The organism is Streptomyces angustmyceticus (assembly GCF_040701845.1).
Classification (GTDB): domain Bacteria; phylum Actinomycetota; class Actinomycetes; order Streptomycetales; family Streptomycetaceae; genus Streptomyces; species Streptomyces angustmyceticus_A.
This window is the reverse complement of record NZ_JBFBHQ010000001.1, coordinates 189,668-203,974: the sequence shown is the minus strand read 5'-3', so window position 1 is coordinate 203,974 and position 14,307 is coordinate 189,668. Positions and strand designations below refer to the sequence as shown.

13 protein-coding genes are annotated in these 14,307 nt (G+C 74.5%); 7 read left to right on the top strand and 6 right to left on the bottom strand.

Annotated features, from left to right (window positions below; translation table 11 throughout):
* Window positions 1-22: 22 nt before the first annotated feature.
* From egtB to AB0411_RS00840, 3 genes are all read right to left on the bottom strand, one after another.
* The gene (egtB, locus tag AB0411_RS00850; protein ID WP_366415026.1) at window positions 23-1,342 is read right to left on the bottom strand and encodes an ergothioneine biosynthesis protein EgtB; all 1,320 of its coding nucleotides are present in this window, start codon (window positions 1,340-1,342) and stop codon (window positions 23-25) included.
* The gene (gene egtA, locus AB0411_RS00845; RefSeq protein WP_366415025.1) at window positions 1,339-2,616 is read right to left on the bottom strand and encodes an ergothioneine biosynthesis glutamate--cysteine ligase EgtA; all 1,278 of its coding nucleotides are present in this window, start codon (window positions 2,614-2,616) and stop codon (window positions 1,339-1,341) included. The genes egtB and egtA overlap by 4 nt, the downstream gene beginning before the upstream one ends.
* A 321-nt stretch (window positions 2,617-2,937) precedes the next feature.
* A complete protein-coding gene (locus AB0411_RS00840; RefSeq protein ID WP_366415601.1) occupies window positions 2,938-4,149 on the bottom strand; it encodes a pyridoxal phosphate-dependent aminotransferase in 1,212 nt (403 codons plus the stop codon).
* Between the two features lie 113 nt (window positions 4,150-4,262).
* Here AB0411_RS00840 and AB0411_RS00835 point away from each other — a divergent pair, with 113 nt between their 5' ends.
* On the top strand, window positions 4,263-4,952 hold the full coding sequence (locus tag AB0411_RS00835) for a winged helix-turn-helix transcriptional regulator (protein WP_366415024.1): 690 nt from the start codon (window positions 4,263-4,265) through the stop codon (window positions 4,950-4,952).
* Window positions 4,949-5,431, top strand: a complete 483-nt coding sequence (locus tag AB0411_RS00830) for an LNS2 domain-containing protein (RefSeq protein ID WP_366415023.1) — start codon at window positions 4,949-4,951, stop codon at window positions 5,429-5,431. The genes AB0411_RS00835 and AB0411_RS00830 overlap by 4 nt, the downstream gene beginning before the upstream one ends.
* 54 nt (window positions 5,432-5,485) lie before the next feature.
* On the opposite strand, the gene AB0411_RS00825 is transcribed toward AB0411_RS00830, so the two are convergent.
* Window positions 5,486-6,382, bottom strand: a complete 897-nt coding sequence (locus tag AB0411_RS00825) for a helix-turn-helix transcriptional regulator (protein WP_366415022.1) — start codon at window positions 6,380-6,382, stop codon at window positions 5,486-5,488.
* 203 nt (window positions 6,383-6,585) lie between these two features.
* Between AB0411_RS00825 and AB0411_RS00820 the strand changes: the two genes are divergently transcribed.
* Genes AB0411_RS00820 through AB0411_RS00810 form a run of 3 tightly spaced genes read left to right on the top strand, consistent with a single transcriptional unit; the run spans window position 6,586 to window position 9,994 of the window.
* Window positions 6,586-7,584 (top strand): NADPH:quinone oxidoreductase family protein, encoded by a 999-nt coding sequence (locus AB0411_RS00820; RefSeq protein ID WP_366415021.1) that lies wholly within the window; start codon window positions 6,586-6,588, stop codon window positions 7,582-7,584.
* Window positions 7,581-8,837 carry an acyl-CoA dehydrogenase family protein gene (locus tag AB0411_RS00815; RefSeq protein WP_366415020.1) on the top strand — a complete coding sequence of 419 codons (1,257 nt, stop codon included), beginning with the start codon at window positions 7,581-7,583 and terminating at the stop codon, window positions 8,835-8,837. Before AB0411_RS00820 ends, AB0411_RS00815 begins: the two co-directional genes overlap by 4 nt.
* Window positions 8,834-9,994 carry an acyl-CoA dehydrogenase family protein gene (locus AB0411_RS00810; RefSeq protein ID WP_366415019.1) on the top strand — a complete coding sequence of 387 codons (1,161 nt, stop codon included), beginning with the start codon at window positions 8,834-8,836 and terminating at the stop codon, window positions 9,992-9,994. The genes AB0411_RS00815 and AB0411_RS00810 overlap by 4 nt, the downstream gene beginning before the upstream one ends.
* A gap of 27 nt (window positions 9,995-10,021) precedes the next feature.
* On the opposite strand, the gene AB0411_RS00805 is transcribed toward AB0411_RS00810, so the two are convergent.
* Window positions 10,022-10,582 carry a hypothetical protein gene (locus AB0411_RS00805; RefSeq protein ID WP_366415018.1) on the bottom strand — a complete coding sequence of 187 codons (561 nt, stop codon included), beginning with the start codon at window positions 10,580-10,582 and terminating at the stop codon, window positions 10,022-10,024.
* A gap of 202 nt (window positions 10,583-10,784) precedes the next feature.
* Here AB0411_RS00805 and AB0411_RS00800 point away from each other — a divergent pair, with 202 nt between their 5' ends.
* Complete coding sequence (locus tag AB0411_RS00800) at window positions 10,785-12,149, top strand: hypothetical protein (RefSeq protein ID WP_366415017.1); 1,365 nt, start codon at window positions 10,785-10,787, stop codon at window positions 12,147-12,149.
* Window positions 12,150-12,368: 219 nt separating this feature from the next.
* Here the strand turns inward: AB0411_RS00800 and AB0411_RS00795 are convergent, their stop codons facing one another.
* Window positions 12,369-12,920, bottom strand: a complete 552-nt coding sequence (locus AB0411_RS00795) for a cell wall hydrolase (protein WP_366415016.1) — start codon at window positions 12,918-12,920, stop codon at window positions 12,369-12,371.
* 102 nt (window positions 12,921-13,022) lie between these two features.
* Here AB0411_RS00795 and AB0411_RS00790 point away from each other — a divergent pair, with 102 nt between their 5' ends.
* Window positions 13,023-14,252, top strand: coding sequence for a S1 family peptidase (locus tag AB0411_RS00790; RefSeq protein ID WP_366415015.1), 1,230 nt, complete (start codon window positions 13,023-13,025; stop codon window positions 14,250-14,252).
* The last annotated feature ends 55 nt before the right edge of the window (window positions 14,253-14,307 follow it).

Here is a 14,307-nt window from a genome sequence, read left to right as displayed (position 1 = left end):
CGGGCCGGCGGGGCCGCGGGCGTCATGCGTCCGCCGCCGGGTCGGCGTCCCGGGCGGTACGGAACCCGGAGAAGATCTGCCGGCGGATCGGCAGGTCCCAGTTGCGGAAGGTGCCCCGGCAGGCCACCGGGGCGACCGCGAACGAACCGCCGCGCAGCACCTTGTACTCGTCGCCGAAGAACACCTCCGAGTACTCCCGGTAGGGGAAGGCGGCGAAGCCCGGATACGGCAGGAAGTCGCTCGCCGTCCACTCCCACACATCGCCCATCAGCTGCCGTACGCCCAGCGGCGACTGCCCGTCCGGGTAGCTGCCGACCGGGGCGGGCCGCAGGTGCCGCTGGCCGAGGTTGGCGTGCGCCGGCGTGGGGTCCTCGTCGCCCCAGGGGTAGCGGCGGGCGCGCCCGGTCGCCGGGTCGTGCCGGGCGGCCTTCTCCCACTCGGCCTCGCTCGGCAGCCGCCGGCCGGCCCAGCGCGCATAGGCGTCGGCCTCGTACCAGCTCACATGCAGCACGGGCTCGTCCGGCGGCACCGGTTCGGTCACCCCGAACCTCCGGCGCAGCCACTGGCCGCCGTCGCGCTTCCAGAACAGTGGTGCCCGCAGTGCGTGCTCCTGGACCTGGGCCCAGCCCTCGGGGGCCCACCAGCGCGCCTCCTCGTAGCCGCCGGCCTCGATGAACCGCTGGTAGGCGCCGTTGCTGACGGGGGTGGTGTCGATCAGGAAGGCGGGCACCAGCCGGTGGTGCGCGGGCCGCTCGTTGTCCAGCGCCCAGGGCTCGGTGGAGGTGCCCATGGTGAACGGCCCGCCGGGCACGAGCACTTCAGCGGGGAGCACGTCGTCGGGGGCGGGCGGCGGCTCGGCGTCGGTGAGCACCGGCGGCCCGGCTCGCAGCTGGTGCGTGATGAGCATGGTCTCGTCGTGCTGCTGCTCGTGCTGCGCGATCATGCCGAAGGCGAATCCGGAGTCGAGCAGCGGACCGCCGTGCAGCGGGGCGTGCTCCAGGATGTCCAGCACCCGGCCGCGGACCTCGTCGACATAGCCGTGCGCCTCGTCGGGGGCGAGCAGCGGCAGGGAGGGGCGCTGGGCGCGGGGGTGCTCGAACGCGTCGTAGACGGAGTCGATGTCCGGGCGCAGGGCGTCACGGCCGCCGACGGTGCGCAGCAGCCACTGCTCCTCCTGGTTGCCTATGTGCGCCAGGTCCCACACCAGCGGGGACATCAGCGGGGAGTGCTGCGCGACGAGATCGGGTTTCTCGACACAGGTGGTCAGCAGGCGGGTGCGGTCGCGGGCGGCGAGCAGGGCCGAGGCAGCGCGCTCACGGAGGAGCTCGGGATCGGGGGTCACTGGCTGTCCTTCCCAAGGATGAGATCGCCCTCCGCGGCGTACAGGGCGTCGAGATGATCGTCCGCGGGGCAGCGGCCGCGGTCCACATAACGTTCGGTGAACTCCGCGACCGCGGCGAGCACCTCGGGGGAGGCGCCGAGCCGGGGCAGCGCCTCCTGCGCGGCGGCGAAGCAGGCCACCGCCGCCGCGTGCAGCTCCGGATCGGTCAGCGCCCCGCGGGCGGCCCGCCGCCAGAGCGGATTGCGCGGAGCCGGGCGGGAGCCCGCCGTCTCCGCGAGGGGCTTGACGATGCGGTACGCCCGCTCCGCGGCCTCCGGGTCGTCGAACAGCGCGGCCGTGACGGCCAGCGGCACGACCCAGCCGGCCTCGCCCGACTGCGCGTCGATCATGCGCAGTTCGAGATGGCCGCGCGGCCGTACCGGCGGGAAGAGGGTGGTGACGTGATAGTCCAGATCCTCCTGGGTGGGCGGTCTGGGCACGCCGGTGCGGACCCATTCGCGGAAGGTGAGCCCCTCCGGTGCGTGCCAGGGGCCGTCCTCGGCGCGCAGGCACATCACCGGGGCGTCCATGACGTAGTCCACCCAGGCGGTGCGCGGATCGGGTCCCTGCGGCGGGGCGAGGGTACGGGCCGGGTCGAGCTGCGACCAGACGACCTGACGGGTGGTGCGGTAGCCGGTGGGGCAGCCCTCGCTGGTGGGCGAGTTGGCGAAGGCAGCGGCCAGCACCGCGCCCAGCAGATGGGCCAGCAGCCAGCGCCTGCCGTGCCCGAGCGGCCCCGGCTCCTCGTACCCGGCGTCCACGCACACCTGCACGGACGCGGTGGCGCACATCATGGACCGCCCGGCGGAGCCCCAACGGTCGAAGTAGGCCTCCATGGCGTCGTAGCGGGGGGCGGTCAGCACCCGCTGAGGACGGTGCCACGGATTGTGACCGTGGCCGGCCATGCCCAGCCCCATGGCCAGCATGGCGGGGCGGACCAGTGCCAGATCGGCGCTGACCGCGTCGATGCACTCGGTGAGGGAGTCGGCGGGCAGCGAGCTGAGCTCCAGCTGGCCGCCGGGCTCGAACGTCAGCAGGGAGGTGAGGGGAAGGGCGCGCAGCGTGGTGGCCGCGCTGTGGAGCCGGGCCGGTTCGACGGGACATCGGGGGTTGCGCGCGTCGTGGACCAGCCATTCGATCTCGACCCCGAGCCGGCTCGGCGGGCCGGTCTTGAAGCATATTCCGCGCAGGTGAGCTTCCAGCTCCGCTTCTGTTTCCGCAGGCCGTACGGGCATGGAATCCCTCTCCCTGGTGGGTGGCGGCAGGATTGCCGCCCTCCACCTAATCTGCTGCGGGCGATGCGCTCAAGGGCGCTTTCGCGCCGAGGTCGGCGGTACGGGCCGCCACGGCGCGGGGCGGCCGTCCGGACCGGGAGACCACCGGACGGTGCCACGGCGCCCTCCCGGCGCCGGAACGGCCTTCCCGCCCGCCGCCGGGAGCGCGGACCGGCCCGGCGGGCGGCGGACGGGGGCGGGAGAGGGGTACGGCCGTTCGAGTGAGTGCCGGGTGGGGCCTGTTTTGCCGCCGCGGCGGCACGGCGCGCCCGCCGCCCGGTGTCACTGGCGATAGCCCGCCAGGAAGCGCCCGATCCGGCTGATCGCCGCGTCGAGGTCGTCGGCGCGGGGGAGGGTGAGGATGCGGAAGTGGTCGGGGTGCGGCCAGTTGAAACCGGTGCCCTGGACGACCTGGATCTTCTCCCGCAGCAGGAGGTCGAGGACGAACTTCTCGTCGTCGTGGATCTTGTGGACCGCGGGGTCGAGGCGGGGGAAGGCGTAGAGCGCGCCCTTGGGCTTGACGCAGGAGACGCCCGGGATCTCGTTCAGCCGCTCCCAGGCCCGGTCGCGCTGCTCGCGCAGCCGGCCGCCGGGCAGCACCAGGTCCTCGATGCTCTGCCGGCCGCCGAGCGCGGCCTGGATGGCGTACTGGGCGGGCGCGTTCGGGCACAGCCGCATGGACGCGAGGGTGCCCAGGCCCTCCAGGTAGTCGGCGGCGTGCTGCCGGGGGCCGGAGACCACCAGCCAGCCGGAGCGGAAGCCGGCCACGCGGTAGGACTTGGACAGGCCGCTGAAGGTGAGGCAGACCAGATCGGGGGCGAGCACCGCGGCGTGGTGGTGGACCTCGTCGTCGTACAGGATCCGGTCGTAGATCTCGTCGGCGAAGACCATCAGCCCGTGGCGCCGGGCGAGATCGAGCATGCCCTCCAGCAGTTCGCGCGGATAGACCGCGCCGGTCGGGTTGTTGGGGTTGATGATGACCAGCGCCCGGGTGCGGTCGGTGATCTTCGAGGCGAGGTCGTCGAGGTCCGGCAGCCAGTCCGCCGACTCGTCGCAGAGGTAGTGCACGGCCTTGCCGCCCGCGAGCGTGGTGACCGCCGTCCACAGGGGGAAGTCGGGGGCCGGGATGAGGACCTCGTCGCCGTCGTCGAGCAGCGCCTGCACCGCCATGGAGACGAGTTCGGAGACGCCGTTGCCGAGGTAGACGTCGTCCACGCCGACGTCCGGCAGTCCGCTCTCCTGGTAGCGCTGGGCCACCGCGCGGCGTGCCGAGAGGATGCCCTGGGACTCCGTGTAGCCGTGCGCACGGGAGAGGTTGCGCATCATGTCCTGCAGGATCTCGTCCGGGCACTCGAAGCCGAACAGCGCCGGATTGCCGGTGTTCAGCCGCAGCACGCTGTGGCCGGCCTCCTCCAGTGCGTCCGCGTGCTCGATCACCGGGCCGCGGATCTCGTAGCAGACGTCGGCCATCTTGCTCGACTGCTTGAACTGCATGCGGCGGCCTCCCGGTACCTCGCTCACCGCGCGGTGCGGCAGCATTCGTCACAACGTACTTGGTTTTACCAAGCTGGGACTTGGAAAGTCCAACTTCTGTCTATGCTGGTGTCATGCCGCGCCGAAGTTATGACCAGTACTGCGCCGTTGCCCGAGCCCTCGACGCCGTGGGCGACCGCTGGACGCTCCTGATCGTCCGGGAGCTGCTGGGCGGCCCCCGGCGCTACACCGATCTGCACGCCGACCTGCCGGGCGTCAGCACCGACATGCTCGCCTCCCGGCTCAAGGACATGGAGCGGGAAGCGCTGGTCACCCGCCGCCGGCTCGCCCCGCCCACCGCCGCCTTCGTCTACGAACTCACCCCGCGCGGCCGTGCGCTGCTGCCCGCGCTCGCCGCCCTCGCCGACTGGGGCGCCCCCGCCCTCGACGAGAAGCGCCCCACCGACGCCGTGCGGGCCCACTGGTTCGCGCTGCCCCTCGTCGCCCGGCTGGCCCGGCACTTCCCCGAGGGCGTCGAGGTGGTCGGCATCGCCCTCGACGAGGGCGAGTTCCATGTCGTCCTCGGAGGCGACGGGACGGGGGACGGCGACCCGGGCGCCGACGGTGCGGCCGGCGGGCCCGGCTATGCGGACGGCCCCGCCGAACGCCCCGACGTCGTCCTGCGGATGGACACCGCGACCTGCGCCGAGATCGCGTACGATCGCCTCTCCCTCGCGCAGGGAATCGAATCCGGCCGGATCGCGGTCACCCCGCCCGAGGCGGCCGGCCGGCGGCAGCGGCACACGAGGACGGCAACGGCATGACGACGCGCCCCCTGGCGGTCTTCGACCTGGACGGCACGCTCGCCGACTCCACCCACCGGCAGCACCACCTGCAGCGCGCCCCGCGCGACTGGAAGGCCTTCTTCGCGGCCGCCCCCGAGGACCCTCCGCTCCCCGAAGGGGTCGCCCTGGCCCTGCGCAGCACCGAGGAGTGCGAGGTCGTCTACCTGACCGGCCGCCCGGAACGGTGCCGCCGCGACACGCTGGCCTGGCTCGCCCGGCACGGGCTGCCCGAGGGCCGGCTGTGGATGCGCCCGGACAGCGACCGGCGCCCGGCCCGGCACACCAAGCTGGAGATCCTGCGCCGGATCGCCCGCGGCCGCGAGGTCCGCCATGTCGTCGACGACGACGAACTCGTCTGCGACGCCTGCGAGAAGGCCGGCTACCCCGTGATACGGGCGCGCTGGGCGATGCCGTCCGACACCCTGCGGGACGCCCAGCAGCAGGCCGGCCGGACCTGAGGCCATCCGCGCGGCACTCCCTCGACGGGGAGCGCCCGACCGCAGGACGCGGATCTAGGAGCGCTCGGGTTCGAGGGCCCGGGCCTCCGGGCCGTGCTCCGCGGCGAGCAGCCGCAGCGCCGCCTCGGACGGTGAGTCCGGCGCCGCGGTGTACATCAGCACGCCCTGCCCGGAGCCGTCCGGCGTCTGCAGCACCTCGAAGTCCAGCTCCAGTTCGCCCACCAGGGGATGGTGCAGCCGCTTGGTCCCGAAGGCGCAGTTGCGGACGGCGTGCCGGGACCACAGGGCGCTGAACTCGGCGCTCTTCATCGACAACTCGCCGATCAGTGCGGCCAGTTGCGGATCGTCGGGGTGCTGGCCCGCGGCCACCCGCAAGGAGGAGACGGCCCGTCGGACCTCCTCGTCGCGGTCCGGGTACAGCTCGCGGGTGTGCGGGTCGAGGAACAGCAGCCGCTGGAGGTTGGGGCGGTCCTGCGGGCGGCCGGGGCTGCCGGGGGCGAGGTGCCCGGCGATCAGCGCGTGCCCCAGGCGGTTCCACGCCAGGATCTCGAAGCGCGGTCCGAGGGCGAGGGCCGGTACGTCCGCGACCGCGGTGAGCAACTGCCGTACCCCGGCGCGGGCCGTGGCGTGCCGCGCCGCGGGGCGGCGGCGTGCCGTGGCCGGGCGGGCCAGCGCACGCAGGTGGGCCCGCTCGTCGTCGGTCAGGCGCAGCGCACGGGCCAGGGCGTCCAGCACCCCTGGTGAGGCCTGGTGGCTCTGGCCCTGTTCGAGGCGGGTGTAGTAGGCGACGCTGACACCGGCCAGCTGGGCCAGCTCCTCGCGGCGCAGGCCGGGGACGCGGCGCCGCGCCCCGTAGGAGACCAGCCCGACGTCCGCCGGCTGCAGCCGGGCGCGGCGGGTGCGCAGGAAGTCGCCCAGCGCGGCGGGGGAGTCCGTGACGGGTGCGTCCATGCCGGCCAGTCTGCGGTATCGGGCGGCCGCGAGCCTGACCCTGCCGGGGGCAGGGTCCCGGACCCGGCCGGCGGTGCCGGGGTGCCGCCGCGATGTGGCGGAGACTGTTCCCTGCGGGATACCGACCGCTTAGTATGTCGCTGGCGGTGGCGCCGCTGCGCCTGCCGCCCCACCCGCGTATCCAAGGTCAGTGGAGGCACCAGGTGAAGGCATGGCGCGTACACGCGAACGGCGAGCCGCGTGAAGTGATGCGGCTGGAGGAGGTGCCGGACCCCCAGCCGGGACCGGGTCAGCTGCTGCTGCGGGTGCGGGCCGCCAACGTCAACTTCCCCGACGCCCTGCTCTGCCGCGGCCAGTACCAGGTGCGGCCGCCGCTGCCGTTCACCCCCGGCGTGGAGATCTGCGGCGAGGTGCTCGCCGCGGGCGAGGGGGCGGCCGGAGAGATCGGGGCCCGGGTGCTGGCCCAGCCGCCGCTGCCCGACGGCGGCTTCGCCGAACTCGCCGTCGTCGACGCGGCGGCGGTGCGCCCCGCCCCCGAGGCGCTGGACGACGCCGAGGCCGCCGCGCTGCACATCGGCTACCAGACCGGCTGGTTCGGACTGCACCGCAGGGCCCGGCTCCAGGCGGGCGAGACCCTGCTCGTGCACGCCGCCGCCGGGGGCGTCGGCAGCGCCGCCGTCCAGCTCGGCAAGGCCGCCGGCGCGCGGGTCATCGGTGTCGTGGGCGGCGAGGACAAGGCCGAGGCCGCCCGCGAACTGGGCTGCGACCTCGTCCTCGACCGACGCCACGACGACCTCGTCGGCGCCGTGAAGGAGGCCACCGGCGGCCGCGGCGCGGACGTGGTCTACGACCCGGTGGGCGGCGAGGCCTACGCCAAGTCCGTCAAGTGCATCGCCTTCGAGGGCCGGATCGTCGTCGTCGGCTTCGCCGGCGGCGCCATCCCCACCCCGGCCCTCAACCACGCGCTGGTGAAGAACTACGCGATCCTGGGCCTCCACTGGGGCCTGTACAACACCAAGGACCCGGCCGCGGTCGACGCCTGCCACGAGGAGCTGGCCATGCTCGCCGCCCAGGGCGCCGTCAAGCCGCTCATCGGCGGCAGGTTCCCGCTGCAGGGCGCCGCCGAAGCCGTCCAGCGGGTCGCCGACGGCACGTCCACCGGCCGGCTCGTCGTCCTGCCCGCCGCGGAGGAGACCCGATGACCGACGCCGAGGACCTGCGCCGGCGCACCGCCGAGCTGCTCGCCGCCCATCCGCCCACCCGTCTCCCACCACCACCCTCGAACGAGGGCCCTGCGGGCCCGCGCCTCTGGTCCGAGACGGAACGGCTGGACTTCCTGCGCGCCCGCTTCGACGCCGGGCTGGCCTGGGTCCACTTCCCCGAGGGGCTCGGCGGGCTGGACGCGCCGCGCTCCCTCCAGGCGGTCGTGGACGCGGAGCTGACGGCCGCCGGCGCCCCCGACAACGACCCCGGCCGCATCGGCATCGGCCTCGGCATGGCCGCGCCCACCCTCCTCCGCTTCGGCACCGACGAACAGAAGCAGCGTCTGCTGCGCCCGCTGTGGACCGGCGAGGAGGTGTGGTGCCAGCTGTTCAGCGAGCCCGGCGCCGGCTCCGACCTGGCGGCACTGGCCACCCGCGCGGTCCGCGAGGGCGGGGACGAGGCGGGGAGCGGCGGCGACTGGATCGTCGACGGCCAGAAGGTCTGGACGTCCAGCGCACATCTGGCCCGCTGGGCGATCCTCATCGCCCGTACGGACCCCGACCTGCCCAAACACCGCGGCATCAGCTACTTCATCTGCGATATGACCGACCCCGGCGTCGAGGTCCGTCCGCTGCGGCAGATCACCGGCGAGGCCGAGTTCAACGAGGTGTTCCTCACCGGCGTCCGCATCCCCGACAGCCGGCGCCTCGGCGCGGTCGGCGAGGGCTGGAAGGTCGCCCAGACCACGCTGATGAACGAGCGGGTCGCCATCGGCGGCAGCCGCATCCCCCGCGAGGGCGGCATGATCGGCGTGGCCGCCGCCGACTGGCGCGCGCGGCCCGACCTGCGCACCCACGACCTGCACCAGCGGCTGCTGACGCTGTGGGTGGAGGCCGAGGTCGCCCGTCTCACCGGCGAGCGCCTGCGCCAGCAGCTGACCAAGGGCCAGCCGGGCCCCGAGGGCAGCGGGATGAAGCTGGCCTTCGCCCGGCTCGCCCAGGAGATCAGCGGCTGGGAGGTGGAGTTCCTCGCCGAGGACGGGCTGACCTACGACGACTGGACGATGCGCCGCCCCGACGGCGTCGACTTCACCGGCCGCGAGGCCGGCTACCGCTATCTGCGCGCCAAAGGGAACTCCATCGAAGGAGGCACCTCGGAAGTGCTGCTCAACATCGTCGCCGAACGCGTGCTGGGCCTGCCGCCCGAGCCGCGCACCGACAAGGACGTCGCGTGGAAGGACCTCCCCCGATGAACGACGGGACAGCCCCGGCCGGCAGCCCGGCAGCCGACCCCGACCTGCTGTACTCCGAGGAAGAGGACGCGCTGCGCGCCGCCGTGCGGTCGCTGTTCGCCGACCGCAGCGCTCCGGCCACGGTGCTCGCGGGCCTGGAGTCGGCGGTCGCCCACGACACCGGGCTGTGGCGCGCGCTCGCCACGGACATCGGCGCCGCGGGCCTGCTGGTGCCCGAGAAGCTCGGCGGCGCGGGCGCGAGCGCGCGGGAGGCCGCCGTGGTGCTGGAGGAGGCGGGCCGCTGTGTCGCGCCCGTCCCCTACCTGACCAGCGCGGTCATCGCGGTGACCGCCCTGCTCGGCTGCGACCGTGACCGGGAGGAGGTCGCCGCGCCGCTCGCCGCGCTCGCCGGGGGCCGACACGTCGGTGTGCTCGCCGTCCCGTGGCCCACCGCTCCGGGCGGGGCGGCCGAACCGGCCGTCCGGGCCGCGGCGGACGGCACCCTGACCGGCAGGGTGACCTCGGTCGCCGACGCCGCGGGCGCCGCCCTCCTGCTGGTGCCGGCCCAGGGCCCCGACGGTCCGGCCCTCTACGCCGTGGAGGCCGCGGCGGACGGTGTCCGCACCGGCTCCGTCACCCCGCTCGACCTCACCCGCCCCCTGGGCCACCTCACCTTCGACGGCGCCCGCGGCACGCTCCTGGCCTCCGGGGAACGGGCCCGCGCCGCCGTCGACGGTGCCCTGCTCGCCGGCGCCGGACTGCTCGCCTCGGAGCAGCTGGGCGTCGCCGAATGGTGCCTGGCCGAAACCGTGCGCTACACGGCCGAGCGCACCCAGTTCGGCCGCCCCGTCGGCTCGTTCCAGGCGCTCAAGCACCGGATGGCCGCGCTCTGGCTGGAGGTGGCCTCGGCCCGCGCGGCCGCCCGTAATGCCGCGGACGCCCTGGCCACCGGCAGCCCCGACGCCCCGGTGGCGGTGGCCGTCGCCCAGGCGTACTGCGCACCGGTGGCGGTCCGGGCCGCCCAGGAATGCGTCCAGTTGCACGGCGGCATCGGCATGACCTGGGAACACCCGGCCCATCTGTTCCTCAAGCGGGCCAAGAGCGACGAACTGGCCCTCGGCTCGCCGGGGCGGCACCGGGCGGCACTGGCGGGTCTGGTCGCCCTCGACGCCCCGTAGGTCTGTTCTCCGGTCCGGTGGGCGCGGTCACTCGGTGATGGCGAAGGTCCGGCTGAGGCCGCCGACCGCGGCATCACCGGCGGTCGACACCTCCAGGAAGTAGTGGGGGCCCGGTGGCACCTTGGGCAGCGTCACGATCGCCTCACCGGCCGGTCCGGCGCCGGACCGGGGCACCACCAGGGCCACCCGCTGCGACCGGTCGTGCCCCGTCGCCGCCCGCAGCCAGACGTCCACCGGCTCGCCCGTGCTGTTCTTCCAGGCCACGGTGAAGCTGCCGTTCGCCTTGTAGTCGACCCCCGGCGCCGGCTCGGTCACCTCGATCCGCCCCGTCGGCGACGCGTCGAACTCCCCGGAATCCCCGGCCTTCCCGGGGTCCGCGCCGGCCGCGGTCGTGTGGAGGGCGGAGATGGCGGCCCGCGCGGCCGAGCCCCCGTGGCCGGACGCGGCGGCCCGCGTCGCGCCGCCCGAGGGCCGGTTCCCGGCGGCGTCCGGGAGCGACGGCGTCAGCGAGATCACCACCATGCATCCGACGGCGGTGGCGGCGACGGCGACGGCCAGATTGGTGGCCATCGAGGTGGCCCTGCACATCGTCTCCTCGTTTCCTCGGGGGAGTGGCGAGCCGAACATCCCCGGCACTCCGATCATCAAAAACGACGCGCGGAGCGATCACCTGGATGGACAGCCCCGGCGCGACAGGCCTGAGCCGGCGGAGGAAAATCCCCCGATGCGGGCAGAATCGACCCCGGCACCGGTGATGTCTGGAAAGTACGGTTCAGGTAGCGTCGGACACATGAGGACCGCAATACGCCGTGCCCTGATCGGACCCGTACTGCTGCTGGTGGCAGCGCTCCTGGCGGTGGTCGCCGCGACGGCACCGGGCGCCCGTGCCGCCGGCGGACTCGACACGGCCGCGACGGCCCTCGCCAAGGGCCCGGTCTACGTGGATCCCCGCATGGCGGGCCAGTTCCCCAAGGCCGAAGCGGACGCGCTGGCCAAGAAGATCAAGGACGCGGACAAGCCGGTCTTCGTCGCCGTGCTGCCACGGGCCGCCGAATACCCGCCCGGCACGCTGCTGCGGGACCTGCGCACCAAGACCGGGATCAGCGGCGTCTACGCCGTCGAGCTCGGCAACGGTTTCAACGCCGGTGCCGACCCGCGGGTGATGCCGCACAGCGCGGTGCAGAACCTCGTCGGATCGGTCAAGCGCTCCCAGTACTCCGACGTCGGCGCCCGCCTGAACAGCTTCGTCGACACCGCCCTCAAGTCCGCGCACGGCCACGCCCCCTCCTCCTGGGGCGGCTCCGGCGGCTCCGGCTTCGACACCGGCACGGCGATCGGCCTCGGTGTGCTGGTCGCCGTCGGCGGTGGCGGCGCGTACGCCATCGCCCGCCGCAACCGCAGGAGGCGGGCCGAGGAGGAGCGAGCGGCGCTGGAGGACCTGCGGGTCGTCGTCGACGAGGACATCACCGCCTTCGGCGAGGAGCTGGACCGCCTCGACTTCCACCCCGGCGAGCCCGGCGCGGACGACGCGATGCGCGCGGACTACAGCCATGCGCTGGACGCGTACGAGAACGCCAAGACGTCGATGGCGGCGGCCGGGCACCCGCGCGAGGTGCGGGCCGTGACCCAGGCCCTGGAAGACGGCCGGTTCTCGCTGGCCACCCTCGCCGCGCGCCGCGAGGGCAGGCCGCTGCCCGAGCGCCGGCTGCCCTGCTTCTTCGACCCGCGGCACGGTCCGTCCGTCGCCGATGCCGCCTGGGCGCCCGCGGGCGGCGCGGAGCGCACCGTTCCGGTCTGCGCCGCGGACAAGAGCCGCCTGGACGACGGCCGGGAGCCGCTGGCCCGTACGGTCCGCACCGCGAGCGGCGACCGCCCCTACTGGGACGCGGGCCCGGCCTACGGCCCCTGGGCCGGCGGCTACTTCGGCGGCGGCCTGCTGCCCGGCCTCCTGGTGGGCACCCTGCTCGGCAACGTGATGTTCTCCACCGACGCCTACGGCGCCGACTTCGGCGGTGCGGGGGGCGCCGAGGGCGGCGACTCCTCCGGGGCCGACTTCAACTCCGACGACTTCGGGGGCGGCTTCGGCGACGGCGGCGGCTTCGACGGGGGCGGCTTCGGCGGCGGGGGTGACGGGGGCTTCGGGGGCGGATTCTGAGGGCGGGACGAGCGGCGCGGCGAGCGGCATGGGCTGGACGGCGCGGGGCGCGCCACGACGCGGCGGAGCCGAGCGTCCGAGGGCCCGAGCCCGCCACGCATCTGAGGGGGAGCTCCCCGCCCCGACCCGCCGCATCTGAGGGGGTGCTCCCCGCCCCGCCCGGCCCCGCTCGGTGACCGCCGGGCCTTCCCCCGCGGCCCGCTCAGCGGCCCGCCGTCTTCACCGCCCCTCGGCGTTCCGCGCGCCCACCGCCCGCTTGGCGCCGAGGAAGCGCCGGTAGCGCGGGCGGGCCGCGAAGTCCGCATAGCGCCACACGGCGGGCCGGCCGATCTCCCGGCACAGGTGCAGGACCTGGTCGGGCCCGAGGTGCACGCCGACATGCGCGCCGTACCCCGGTGGCCGCCCCTCGGCCGGCCCGGCGTCGAACAGCACCAGGTCCAGCGGTTGCGGTCGGGCGGCCCGCCGGGTCGCGCGGTCGTCCGCCCAGAGTTCCGCCGAGCGCAACGGCGGTATCAGCAGGCCGAAGTGGCGCAGTACGGCATAGGCGTAGCGCTGGCAGTTCGCGCCCCCGGCCAGGTCGGCGAAAGTGTCAGGTGCGGTGCTGCCGGAGGCGTCGGCTGCCCCGTCCGGCACGCATGACGGGCATTCAGGTGTCGGTGCTCCCGGATGGCGGGCGCCCGAGTAGGTCACCTTGCGCAGCTCCTCCGGCAGCGACCGGAGGGCTACCGCGCCATGGGGGCCGGGGATTTGACGGCCGGGGTCACGGGTCATCCGGTCATGATGCAGGCGATCTCCCTCATGCCGCCTGCCGCGGTGTCGCGCAGGCTCGACGAATCGGATCCGACGTCACCCGACACCGCGAGGAGATCGCCGATGGACCGCCGCTTTCGCAAGGCAGCTCTCTGGGGCGCGACCGTCGCCGCCGTCCTGGCGGCTGCCGTGCCGCTCGGCCAGGCGCGTGCCGTGCCGCGGTCCGATCCGTCGCCCCAGCCCTCGCCGCGCGCCATGCTCGACGCGATGCGCCGGGACCTCGGACTGACGGCGGAACAGGTGCGCACCCGGCTCGCGCAGGAGGCCGATGCGCACCGCGCCGCGGCCACGGTGCGCCGGGTGCTCGCCGCGCCGCCCGCCGGGATGTGGTTCGACAAGGCGACCGGCAAGCTCGTCGTCGCGGTCACCGGCGCCGACGATGCGGAGCTGGTACGGGCCGCGGGGGCGGTGCCCAAGACCGTGCCGCACAGCCGCGCCGCGCTCACCGCGCTGGTGCGGCAGATCAGCGGGCGGGCCGGCCAGGGCGTACCGGGCGTCACGGGATGGGGCGTGGACGAGCGCGCCAACGGCGTCGTGATCCGCTTCGACCGCACCCGGCACACCGCCAGGGCCGATGCCTTCGAGACGGCCGTGCGCGGCCTCGCGGCACCCGCGAAGATCCCCGTCACCGTCGAGCGCACCGACCGCGGGCCGCGCCAGCAGGGCGGTTCGGTGGTGGGCGGCGAACGGTGGATGCCCGGCAGCGAGGGGATCTGCTCGATCGGTTTCTCGGTGACCGGGCCGGGCGGCTTCCAGGGATTCCTGACGGCCGGTCACTGCACCCTCACTCCCGACCAGGCCGCGTACGGCAAGGACGGCAGCCGTATGGGGACCTCCAACCAGGGCGGCGGCCACAGCATCAACGACCGCGAGGGCGACTTCGGGCTGGTGGAGGTCGACCGGCCCGGTTGGACCGTCAGCTCGTACGTGGCGGGCCAGGGCGGCCTGCCGGTCACCGTCACCGGCGTCCAGGAGGGCCTGGTGGGCATGTCGATCTGCCGCTCCGGGCAGAGCAGCGGCTGGCACTGCGGGGAGATCACCCGGGTCGACCAGACCGTGGACTACGGCAACACGGTCATCGAGGGCCTGTCGTTCACCAACGCCTGCTCGGCGGCCGGTGATTCGGGCGGCTCGTACGTCACCCAGCCCAACGCCCCGATGGCGATCGGCGTGCACTCCGGGGGCGGCGCCGCCACCTGCGGCAACTTCGGCGGTCCCACCATCACCATTTTCCAGCCGGTCGGCGAGGCCCTGGCCAAGTGGAACCTGAGACTGAAGACGGGCAGCCCCTGACGGGCGCCGTTCACGGTTCGCGGGCGCCACCGCGCACCGCGCAGCGCGGTATCCG

What these genes read in the sequence shown, in the direction of transcription:
- AB0411_RS00805 (WP_366415018.1), bottom strand. Translation starts at nt 10,582, where the DNA reads ATGTGCAGGGCCACCTCGATGGCCACCAATCTGGCCGTCGCCGTCGCC.
- AB0411_RS00790 (WP_366415015.1), top strand. Translation starts at nt 13,023, where the DNA reads ATGGACCGCCGCTTTCGCAAGGCAGCTCTCTGGGGCGCGACCGTCGCC.
- AB0411_RS00825 (WP_366415022.1), bottom strand. Translation starts at nt 6,382, where the DNA reads ATGGACGCACCCGTCACGGACTCCCCCGCCGCGCTGGGCGACTTCCTG.
- AB0411_RS00795 (WP_366415016.1), bottom strand. Translation starts at nt 12,920, where the DNA reads ATGACCCGTGACCCCGGCCGTCAAATCCCCGGCCCCCATGGCGCGGTA.
- egtA (WP_366415025.1), bottom strand. Translation starts at nt 2,616, where the DNA reads ATGCCCGTACGGCCTGCGGAAACAGAAGCGGAGCTGGAAGCTCACCTG.
- AB0411_RS00840 (WP_366415601.1), bottom strand. Translation starts at nt 4,149, where the DNA reads ATGCAGTTCAAGCAGTCGAGCAAGATGGCCGACGTCTGCTACGAGATC.
- AB0411_RS00810 (WP_366415019.1), top strand. Translation starts at nt 8,834, where the DNA reads ATGAACGACGGGACAGCCCCGGCCGGCAGCCCGGCAGCCGACCCCGAC.
- AB0411_RS00830 (WP_366415023.1), top strand. Translation starts at nt 4,949, where the DNA reads ATGACGACGCGCCCCCTGGCGGTCTTCGACCTGGACGGCACGCTCGCC.
- AB0411_RS00835 (WP_366415024.1), top strand. Translation starts at nt 4,263, where the DNA reads ATGCCGCGCCGAAGTTATGACCAGTACTGCGCCGTTGCCCGAGCCCTC.
- AB0411_RS00815 (WP_366415020.1), top strand. Translation starts at nt 7,581, where the DNA reads ATGACCGACGCCGAGGACCTGCGCCGGCGCACCGCCGAGCTGCTCGCC.
- AB0411_RS00800 (WP_366415017.1), top strand. Translation starts at nt 10,785, where the DNA reads ATGAGGACCGCAATACGCCGTGCCCTGATCGGACCCGTACTGCTGCTG.